This window comes from Candidatus Dependentiae bacterium (assembly GCA_016871815.1).
Lineage (GTDB): Bacteria > Babelota > Babeliae > Babelales.
Map to the genome: position 1 here is coordinate 1 of VHBT01000030.1, position 10,315 is coordinate 10,315.

At 40.4% G+C, this 10,315-nt stretch carries 8 protein-coding genes; 6 read left to right on the plus strand and 2 right to left on the minus strand.

Going from position 1 to position 10,315, the window contains the following annotated elements:
- Positions 1 to 1,309, plus strand: a 1,309-nt coding sequence (locus FJ366_03965; GenBank protein MBM3894721.1) for a hypothetical protein, incomplete at its 5' end; no start/stop codon positions are given.
- Positions 1,310 to 1,316: 7 nt separating this feature from the next.
- Here the strand turns inward: FJ366_03965 and FJ366_03970 are convergent.
- Positions 1,317 to 1,967, minus strand: coding sequence for a hypothetical protein (locus FJ366_03970; GenBank protein ID MBM3894722.1), 651 nt, complete (start codon positions 1,965 to 1,967; stop codon positions 1,317 to 1,319).
- Positions 1,968 to 2,062: 95 nt separating this feature from the next.
- On the opposite strand from FJ366_03970, the gene truA reads away from it, so the two are divergent.
- The 4 genes from truA to thyX all read left to right on the plus strand — a co-directional run bounded on the left by truA (position 2,063) and on the right by thyX (position 7,322).
- On the plus strand, positions 2,063 to 2,821 hold the full coding sequence (gene truA, locus FJ366_03975) for a tRNA pseudouridine(38-40) synthase TruA (GenBank protein ID MBM3894723.1): 759 nt from the start codon (positions 2,063 to 2,065) through the stop codon (positions 2,819 to 2,821).
- A 155-nt stretch (positions 2,822 to 2,976) separates the two neighbouring features.
- Complete coding sequence (locus FJ366_03980; protein ID MBM3894724.1) at positions 2,977 to 4,188, plus strand: hypothetical protein; 1,212 nt, start codon at positions 2,977 to 2,979, stop codon at positions 4,186 to 4,188.
- A gap of 21 nt (positions 4,189 to 4,209) precedes the next feature.
- Entirely contained in the window at positions 4,210 to 6,489 is a 2,280-nt protein-coding gene (locus tag FJ366_03985) for a hypothetical protein (GenBank protein ID MBM3894725.1), read from the plus strand.
- Positions 6,490 to 6,569: 80 nt separating this feature from the next.
- A complete protein-coding gene (thyX, locus tag FJ366_03990; protein MBM3894726.1) occupies positions 6,570 to 7,322 on the plus strand; it encodes an FAD-dependent thymidylate synthase in 753 nt (250 codons plus the stop codon).
- Here the strand turns inward: thyX and FJ366_03995 are convergent.
- Entirely contained in the window at positions 7,303 to 8,451 is a 1,149-nt protein-coding gene (locus FJ366_03995; protein ID MBM3894727.1) for a serine hydroxymethyltransferase, read from the minus strand. The genes thyX and FJ366_03995 overlap by 20 nt on opposite strands.
- Before the next feature lie 173 nt (positions 8,452 to 8,624).
- Here FJ366_03995 and FJ366_04000 point away from each other — a divergent pair, with 173 nt between their 5' ends.
- The gene (locus FJ366_04000) at positions 8,625 to 10,064 is read left to right on the plus strand and encodes a hypothetical protein (protein MBM3894728.1); all 1,440 of its coding nucleotides are present in this window, start codon (positions 8,625 to 8,627) and stop codon (positions 10,062 to 10,064) included.
- Positions 10,065 to 10,315 lie beyond the last annotated feature (251 nt).

Below are 10,315 nucleotides of genomic sequence, written 5' to 3' on the forward strand. Positions count from 1 at the left end.
GTCGCTTGTTCGAGAGTTTATTAATCGTGAATATCCCGAAAAATTATATGTTTCTACGGGTGTTGACCAGTCGTTTTTTGCTCTTGGAAGCAATACAAAAATTATTGTAAAAAAAGAATGGGTAAACGGTAGTGTGAATTTTTCATACACATCTGATATCGATGGCAGCCCAATTGTTGATTTGAGCATGGGTTCAATTGGTGATGTGATTCAAAGAATTAACTATGATTTTGGCGCAATGGCGGCAGATAGTGGTTTGCATGTGTTGATTGATGAAGTCATTTTGAATGATGACACGTTTGAGTATTTATTAAATGTTGGTACTGGTCATAATGTGTATGTGGTTGGTGTGTATGCACCTCTTATGTTGCGAGAAGAGCGAGAGCGAGCTCGTCCGCTCAGATTTTTGGGGCATACAAGATCTCAGGAGCTTCGCGCTTATCAGTTTAAGGGGCATGACTTATTCAGAGAGGGACTGTGTGATTTGATGCTTGAGACGCATATGCATGATTCTGCAGAGTGCGCTCAGATTCTAGCGGATTTTGTAAAACAAAATCCTCCTAAGGCAGTTGAGATTTTGAAGAATCTTTCTCCGGCAGCTGGCTATGAATCAACGGCAAATTACAAAGAAGCACAAGATGTTTGTCGGTATCCATTTGTTAAAGATCCGCGTCCGGTTGCCTTTTTATTGATTGGGGCTTCAAGCGCAGGTAAAACAACACTTTCGAAAGCTGTCATTGATAATTGTTATCCCGAAAAAATATTTTTGTCAGCGGGAATTGATGATATTTTCAGGGCCCTGGGGGATGAAACCGTTCCTCTGCGTAGGGACTACTGGGTTGATGGTGAAATAAACTATCAGCATGGCGTTGATGAGCATGGCAAGCCAACCGTTGCTATTTCTTTGGGAGATTTAGGAGAAAAGCTTATGTGCTTGACCTATGATCGCGCGTGTAAGTTTCTTGATGCGGGCTTTAATGTGGTAATTGATGATGTGCTTTTGAGTGACCATGTTTTTGAGTATGCGCTTTGTAGGCTTAAAAATTATCGAGTATTTGTTGTGGGGGTGTATGCTCCGCTTGAAGTTCGAGAAGATAGAGAAAGAGAGCGAAAAAACAGGTTTGTTGGGCATACGCGTTCTCAGGAAGCTCGGGCATATACGTATAAAGGGGTTAATCTGCTCAAAAAGCATCAATTTGACATCGTGGTTAATACCTCTCAGGAAGATGTTTATCATGCGGTTAAGCGCTTGCAGATGCATGCTATGAGCAATCAACCGCAAGCGATTTATGATTTGCAGAAGTTGTAAGCGTTTTTTAGATTACTTGTTCCCTGTTCTCTATTTTTTTCATGAGTTCTGTAAAAAGATCATATGATCTAGAGAAAAAATTAAGCAGAAGAAGAGAAAATGCGTCAGATTGTTCAGGTGTGTAAGAAAAATCTACTGATTTATACAGCGTTCTTGGCGCGTGTTGTATAATTTTTACTAAGGCTTTTTTTGTTGCTTGATCAAGGGGATCTTGAGAGCTTAAAATTTCTTTTGACCTAGAGACTAATTTTGAGACTATAAGATCCTTTTTAAAATCGATGTCAGGGCAGAGATCTGACCTGCATCCCCGAGATCTTTTGAACTCTAAAAATGCTTGGTATTCTTCGTCTTCTGCTACAAATTCTCCGAGTGCGTTAACAACTGTTGTAAAAACAGCTACAGGAACTGCTGCATGAGGGGCGATCAGCGGGACGACTTGTTGAACCACAAGTCCAAACTTAGCAATAGCAGATGCGCCGTGTCCTTTGCAGGTGTTTAGGGCGTCAAAGCTTGGTGAGTGTTTTTTTGCAAGAAGAAAAAGTATCAAATTAAATTGATATAAAAATTTTTTTTCATGCTGACTTATTTTAACGTACTGGTTGTTATTGCATGGGATTGTATTAGATATTAAAAAGATAAAAATAGTAAAAAATTTCATCGGAGATAAGGTTTAGTCGCCGGTATGGTATTTATTATGATGAAAATGAATAATAGATTGGTGCAATACTTTTTTAATAAAAGGCTTTGGGGTAGATGATTCGAAAAATAAAAATGATAGTTTCATACGATGGAACTGATTTTTTGGGATGGCAAATACAAAAAGATGATCGCACGGTAGCGGGAGTCCTCGAGTCCACATATCGACGTGTTTTTGGCGAAAAAATTTCGATTTTAGGTGCGTCTCGGACAGATTCGGGTGTTCATGCGCTCGGCCAAGTTGCTATTTTTAGGACTGAATTAGAGATTTTGAATGAAAAAATGCTTTTTGCCTGGAATGCATCATTGCCTTCTTCGATTGTTATTCGGTCTTTAAAAGACTGTACTGATGATTTTCATCCTTTTCATCGTGTTCTTTCAAAAACCTATTATTACCATGTTTTTCTTAATCGCCCATTACCTTTTTTTGCTCGATTTGGGTGGCGATATCCTTACTCTGAGTCTTTGAGGATGGATGTTTTGAGCGAGGCTTTACAATTATTTGTTGGCACGCACGATTTTGGTTCTTTTTGTACGATAGATCAAGATGAGCCGCAAGATACAATCCGTACAGTACAGAGCATTCGTTTGAAAAAAATATCTCGATTTGGGCTATTGCAGATAGCAGTGGTTGGAAAGTCTTTTGCTCGCTTTCAAATTAGGCGCATGGTGGGGGCAGCTCTTGATGTTGCAAGACGACCCGAGTTGCAGGCTCATGAAATAACAAAAATGCTTAAAAATCCGAATTCGAATCAATCCCTGGTTAAAGCCCCTGCTGAAGGACTGTGCCTAAGGCGAATTATTTATGAAGACTAACCATAATGTGTCAGTTAGATAATTGCTTTTTTGCAAAAAAGATAAAAAAGTAGGTTTTTTTTCAAAAAAATGAAGGCCTGGCGAAAAAGCGATATTCAGGCATCCTGGAGTCAGTTGGGTTTGATGCTTTTAATTATAAAATTAAGGTTTTTAGAATGAAAAAACATTTTTTAGTCATAGTTGTTTTGGCTTCTCTTGCCCAAGGCGCTTATCCTGTTATTAATCCAAAGCAACCTTTAAAGTTGGGTATTAATCCTCAAGGGGGAGGTTCACGATTCATTTCTCGTCTGAAGTCATTGGTTATTGGTGGGGTCTGTGGTGTTGCGATAAATGGGAGCTTGAAAGCTGCTGGTAAGCTAGGGTGTTCATACCTTTGTGCAGGTCTTGTCGGAGCATTATCTGGTTTTGTGGCCATGAATGGTGATATTGCAGGATCATCGGTTTCTGCTTGTTTAGAAAATTTTGCTGTAGTTTATAATGATTTTTTGGTTGAACCGTTATTGAGTCCAGATGATTCTGTTTTTACAATGCAGCTTCGTACTTACTCTCGATCATGGCAGTTGGTAGATGTTGTTTCTCGTCTTGAATGGTTGATGCGTGATATTTTAACAACCATCTCGTATGGCGAAAAATTGATCGCAAGCTCAATTGTGCAGGCTGAAGGCCGCGAGGTCATGGATCTTCTTTCGCTCAGGATTTCTGCGTTGCGAGAAATGCTTGAAGTTGCAACGGTGAGAGTACAGGCTATAAAAAATGATCCACTTTTTACATTTCAGCAAAAATTAAAAGATCAATATGATTCAACAGCTAAATTGATTGGCGATCGAGCACGAGAGATTGTAGAACAAGAATATCTTGCAAATCAGCTAAGTTATTCACAGTCTCCGTATTTTGTGTCGCCGTCGATTGAGACAGACTATTGCGGCTTGTGCGCGCAGCAAGTTTTAAAAAAAGAACGATATGCAACAAAGTGTCAGTGTGTTCCAGGAAATTATTTTTATCATCATGCATGTATTTCAAATGCAGTAAAGCGTACTGGAAATTTGTGTCCACAGTGTTACTCAAGAGCAACGGTTCACTCTGCTTTTGGTGATGGTGGGGTTGCTGCAGAGCAAATGATTCAGCAACCAATTACCGTTCCGGTAGTTGCGTATGCGCCAGAACCAACGGCACCTCCTGTTGATATCTTTAACACGTGTGCTCTTTGCTCGGGGAACATCCCTCATAAGAAACGGTATAAAACAAACTGCGAAAGATGTGTTGGTAAATATTATCACCATGAGTGTGTTGCCGGAACAATAAAACAAAATGGTGGTTGTTGTCCGTTTTGTGGTCAACAAAATACCGTTGTTCACTCTGTTTTTTAAGAAATAAATTTAGGATTAATTATGAATATTAAAAAAATAGGGTATGGGGCGCTTTTGTGTTGCCTTGCGGCAAATGGCCTTTTGATTGCACGGCCGGAAAGTGTCTTTGGATCTCGTGTTGTGTGGGCACATAATAAATTGCCATCAACTCGAATGGAGAGACTTGTAAAGGGTTTGGGGGCATTTTTGGGCGGTGGAGGTTTGTCATATTTTATAGCTTCCTTGAGATATTCTGCTGTCGCTAAAACAAGAATTGGCCTGACTCTTTTGGGCGCTTTGGTAGGGGCTTTTTCTTATTCAAAAATAAGTGCAGGGAATACGGTTGATATTTGGGTTGATAATTTTTCAAAAGAATTTGCCCGTCTAAATAATGCTGAGGAGTTGTCACCACAGGCGTTTGATGGTACTTCTTGGCAGTTGCCGTTTATCGGTCTTGCTGATGTGCTGTTGCGTCTAAAAAATATTGGAAATGAGCTTGCAGAACTGGTCAGGGTTGCTGGATTGTTGCTTGATTGTAGATCTTCTGAGATGACCAACGATCAACTCCAATGTCTAAAAGTTGGATTAGTGCGGCTTGCTGATTTGCAAAAAATTTGTGGTCAGCGATATGCATGGGTTGCGGCAGCAGTTGATTACCAAGAGTTTTCGCGTTTATACAATGCGGTTTTTGGAGCTCCTGAATTAATGGAAACTTCTGGCGATTCCTGGATGCGTTCTGCCGCTGGAGATTTGAAAACATATGAATCGCTTGTTCATCGTTTACAGGGTTTGAAAAATTCTTTGGTATGTATGCAAGATGTCGCCAATAATCTTCTTGGTGTTGTTCATGCTGCAACAATCAAAGCTGAAGTCAAAGCTGATGTGCTCAATAAAATGTATAGATATCCTCGCTTGAAGGATCTTTGTGAGTCTCGATTAGCATTTTGTCGTGCTCAATTTCAGTACGAGAGCTTGTGTTCAGAATATTATGTTCTTGTACATTCTCTCGTTCTTCAGCAAAGTCCTGTTGATGATGAAGCTTGGATGAAGCGGTTTGGATTGCTGTATGATGTTGCGCTTCTTGGAAGTGAATTGAATGAAGCTAAAAACACAGCAGAACAAATTATTTTGCAGGGAGATGGCTTGCTCAAGAGGGATGTTGTTATTCATTTGACACAGTCTCAGGTTGCAGATATTTCTGTAAAGGTTCTAGCAAGTAGAGATTTGCTCAAGGTTATTTTGCAGCGTCAAAAAATTGTAGCGGCGTTGATTCTTGTTAAGGAGTTTAATGAGGAGTACGCCCGATTAGTTAGTTTGCCGGTCGTTGCATTTGGTCGACAAGTTCAAACAGATCTCAGTTGGATGCAAGTGACTCAAGGTCAAGAGTGGCCATTAGAGGCTGTTTTGAAATTGTTGGAAGATGTTAAAAAAGATTTTTTATATTGTATTGCTCGATCTGAGCGATTGTTGCGAAAACCTGAATTATCATCATTAAAAGATTCGTACATTTTAGAGATACACCACAAAGTTGGTTTGTTGCAGCAGGCATTGGATTTGGTAAATCAAAGAATCTTATTTGTTCGGCACTCCGCTCTTTATGCACAAGAGTTACAAGCAAAGCAGGCACGAGCAGAGGCTCTTTTGTTGGAACGAAATCGTAGAGAAGCAGAAGAAAGAGCGCGCCGTGAACAGCAAGAGCGTGATCGCTTAAATCAATTGCAAGCTCAGCAGCGGCCTGCGGTTCAGGTTGTTGTTCCTACAGCTCCGCCATTAGATGAGGTTCAGCCTGTAGGTATTTTACCAGTTACTCCAACCGCACCTCCGCTTGATGAATATATTGAACCTGTTTTGCCGGCTGGAAATGCAAATTCATTTGAATGTTTTTGTGGTGATTCTGTTCCAGAAAATGAGGTGTATGTACTTGCCTGTTCATGTAAAAATTCGGGATATCATAAAGATTGTATCCGGCAGTGGGTAAATCAGTCGAAAAATTGTCCGACGTGTAGGGCACGGGTAACTCTGGCGGATATTTTTAAGAAAAATGATTCTACTGTAGCGCAACCCGTTGTTGCTCCTGTTGTTCCATCTGCTCCTCCTGCGCAAGAGGTTTTAAGTGCTCAGCCTGTATCTGATGCGCAAGATGATGATCGTGAATGTTATTTGTGTATGGATGCAGTTGGTGATTGTACTACTGCAAACTGTGATTGTACCGTTAAAAAAGCTGCGTGTAGGGCTTGTTTGCAAGAGTGGATAAACTCTCATCATACCTGTCCACGCTGTCAAAAGCAGGGTGCAACCTTGATTGATATGCCTGCGCAATAAGAGTGCGAAAAGATATCTTTTTTAGTTTGGTTAGATAAACTTTGGGATTGTTGTTTTACGATCAATAAAGGAACAGTCCCATGAAGTTTGTAAAAGTTCTCGATCACGGATATGTGCGTTTGCGTAATATTTCAGGACCTGTTCGCAGACCTGAATTTGAATTTGATGCAGATGATGTTGATCCTGCGAATTCTGCACGATTTTCGTTTGATGCCGCAGATAAAGTTGGGCGAACAAGAGAGGCCGATCTAAAATTAGCGAAATATTTGCTTGAGCATAAACATACAACCCCCTTTGAAATGGTTGAAATTTGGCTTGAAATGAAAATGCCTATTTTTATTGCACGTCAATTTGTTCGTCATCGAACTGCAACGATTAATGAAATTTCTGGGCGATATATTAAATTGCCTAATGAATTTTATATTCCTGATCCAGCTACAGTTGGTGTTCCTGCTGCGACTAATAAGCAAGGACGTGATGCCCAGAGCTCTAATTTGTATGCGGAAGAATTTTGCAAAACATTACAAAGCAATTGTGAACGAGCGTATGCACAATATGAATTTGATTTAGCACAAAAAATTCCAGCAGAGATTGCTCGCATGCAGCTTCCATTAAATGTTTATACTAAATGGCTTTGGAAGCAAGACTTGCATAATATGATGCATTTTATTGCTGTTCGCGTTGACAATCATGCTCAGTGGGAAGCGCAGCAGTATGCACAGGCTGTGTATTCTTTGCTTAAGCAAGCGCTTCCGTACAGTATGGAGTTGTTTGATAAATATCGCAGATTGTCTCTTCCTGTTGCAGAACCGACTATTCAAGCGAGCGTATAATCGATTTTATTTTTTCTGCGCATTCTATAAAGTCCTGAGCGGTCCATCCGCGTGTTGTCATTGCTGGTGTTCCAATTCGAATGCCACTTGTCAGTAACGCGCTTTTTGGATCGCCAGGCACCATGTTTCGGTTAACTAATATTCCTTCAAGCTCAAGAGCTCGCTCAATTGTTTTTCCACTTAAGTTTGGATGAGTTTTGGTAAAGTTAATTACAAATAAATGGTTGTCTGTTCCGCCAGAGACGATGTCGTATCCTGAGTGCAAAAAGTTTTCGGCCATGAGGTGTGCGTTTTTTTGTACGTTCTTTTGATATTCTATAAATTCAGGTGTTAGAGCTTCTTCAAAGCCGATTCCTTTTGCTGCAATTACATGCATCAGTGGCCCGCCCTGAGCTCCGGGCATTACGCATTTGTCTAATTTTTCTGCAAATTCTTTTTTACACATAACGATGCCACCGCGAGGGCCTCTGAGTGTTTTGTGCGTCGTGCTGGTAACAAAATCGGCATATGGAAATGGAGAGGGGTGTAGATTTGCAGCGATAAGTCCTGCAACATGGGCAATGTCTGCCATGAGAAGAGCGTTAACTGATTTTGCGATTGAATAAAAACGTTCATAATCGATAAATCGAGAGTATGCCGATGCGCCGACGATGATTAATTTGGGTTTGTGTTTGTGCGCAAGTTGTTCTACTTCTTCGTAGTTTATGCGATGCGTTACAGGATCAACACCGTAGCCGATGCAATTAAAATATCGTCCAGAAATATTAAGAGCGTGTCCATGGGTTAGGTGACCTCCGGTTGGTAAAGACATTCCAAGAACAGTGTCACCGGGTTCAAGAGCAGCTAAAAAAACTGCTAAATTTGCATTAGATCCAGAGTGCGGTTGCACGTTTGCGTGTTCAGCATTAAAGATTTTTTTACAAAGTTCTCGTGAGTAATCTTCAATTTGGTCGATAATTCCACAACCTGCGTAATATCTTTTACCAGGGTATCCTTCAGCATATTTGTTTGTGAGTACAGAGCCTGTTGCCTCGAGCACTGCTTTGCTGACAACGTTTTCAGAAGCGATAAGGTTTACGGTTGCTTGTTGGCGCGCTTCTTCTTGGGCGATAAGATCGAATATTTTCATATAACACCTCTGATGAGAGTTGGGATGTTTTTGCGGATTGAGTATAGAAAGGTTTTTTATATCTTGCATGATAATTTTGATGTTATTCATAAAAAAGAAATAAGCCGATGTGTTCTTGACCGAATATGTGATTGGGTGGTATACATCCTGAAGATATTTTTAAGCATGTTTGTATGGTTGAAGAGCTAGTTATGACGATTTTCTCCAGAGGTTTTTATCTGAGCATTAAAATACTGATAATTTTGATGACTTTATTGAGTGAACCTCTCTGTTCTGTTGTTGTTAATAATTTTGTTGATCCTCTTCCGGTGTATACTGTTCGGGGTTCGCAAATGTCCTTGCTGGGAAGAAAGCAAGAAGATGAAAAGCGACCATATTTTTCGTTTAGCATTTCTCCGTATACGCAGATAATTAAAGCATGTTATGGGCCATCATCTGCAGAGACTCAGAGGCTTGGTGATCGAATTGGAACCTGGGGTATGGGAGCAATGGCGCATGATTTAATTGCTAATTATGCTTCAGATAGAGATCCGGAAGATTATATCCCTGTGTATGGAGATCCTGAAGATTTTCCGCTTTTTTGGAATAGAGCAAAAACGCATCGAGTGGCATTAAATGCAATGCAGTTTACAAACCAAAGAGAATTGGCATACAGCGTTGATTTTGATTATGAAAAAATTGGTCTACGCACTGAATTTTGTTTTGAACCAGCAGAGGGAATTGTTGTTTCGATTCAAGCAGGGGTGCTTGATCAAAAAGCTTCTGATCCTAAATTTCAAAATCCAGCAACAAGTGCAGAGTATGTCGAAAGTGCTGCCGCTCTGTCTGCAAGTCCTGTTACGGCAGCATTTATGTGGAACTTAGAGCGAGATAGATTGCTTGATGAGCTAGGGATGCACGCAAAAGGGTATCAAGAAATAGCTCTGGATGATTTTACGGCTCAAGTGGCGTTGTACTACCCAATTGAGTTTGGTGGAAAAAAAGATGAATTTGTAACATTGATTCCTCGAGTTACCCTTGGCTTTACGGTTCCAGGTGAAAAAATATGGGAAACAAAGCCTTTAGCTACAGAAAAAGAGAGTGTTTTAAAGATGTTGCTTCCCCGTGGGGCTGATGGCTTTACGGGATTTTCTATGGAAGGGGCAACCAGCTTGGACTTTAAAAACACGATTAATTTAACCTTTTCAGGGGGGTATACCTTCTTTAAAGAGCGCGCGCGAACTGACTTGCGGGTGCCAAATAATGAATTTCAGTCTGTTTTGTATCCATTTAAACCGCCCGTCAATCATAAGCGGGGTGGTGTCTGGAATCTGACTGCATCAATGTTTTCAGATGGTTTTGTGCAGGGAATGAAATGTTATGCTGATTATTCCTGGATTGTAAAACGTAGGGATACGATAACCGTAACGGATTCTGATTATGTTGGGGTCTTTAAGGCTGGGTGTAATACATTGGCGCGACTGTCGGAATTTAGGGTTGGGGTTGCTCATTTGGGCCTTATTTATGAAATGACGGATAATTTGCAGGCTGGTACAAGCCTTCAGGCCGTGCTTCATGGAACACAGGTGTATTCGCCGTATACATTTACAGGAACATTAAGTATTGTTTTTTAATGTTTTATCGCATCTATGGCCTTTGTGTTCTTGACCGAATATGTGATTGGGTGGTATACGTCCTGAAGATATTTTTAAGCATGTTTGTATGGTTGAAGAGCTAGTTATGAAGATTTTCTCCAGGGGTTTTTATCTGAGCATTAAAATACTGATAATTTTGATGACTTTATTGAGTGAACCTCTCTGTTCTGTTGTTGTTAATAATTTTGTTGATCCTCTTCCGGTGTATACTGTTCGGGGTTCGCAAATGT

Bases quoted from the DNA above. Each gene is read 5' to 3' on its own strand.
- truA (MBM3894723.1), top strand. From the start codon at position 2,063: ATGATTCGAAAAATAAAAATGATAGTTTCATACGATGGAACTGATTTT.
- thyX (MBM3894726.1), top strand. From the start codon at position 6,570: ATGAAGTTTGTAAAAGTTCTCGATCACGGATATGTGCGTTTGCGTAAT.
- FJ366_03995 (MBM3894727.1), bottom strand. From the start codon at position 8,451: ATGAAAATATTCGATCTTATCGCCCAAGAAGAAGCGCGCCAACAAGCA.
- FJ366_03985 (MBM3894725.1), top strand. From the start codon at position 4,210: ATGAATATTAAAAAAATAGGGTATGGGGCGCTTTTGTGTTGCCTTGCG.
- FJ366_03970 (MBM3894722.1), bottom strand. From the start codon at position 1,967: ATGAAATTTTTTACTATTTTTATCTTTTTAATATCTAATACAATCCCA.
- FJ366_04000 (MBM3894728.1), top strand. From the start codon at position 8,625: ATGGTTGAAGAGCTAGTTATGACGATTTTCTCCAGAGGTTTTTATCTG.
- FJ366_03980 (MBM3894724.1), top strand. From the start codon at position 2,977: ATGAAAAAACATTTTTTAGTCATAGTTGTTTTGGCTTCTCTTGCCCAA.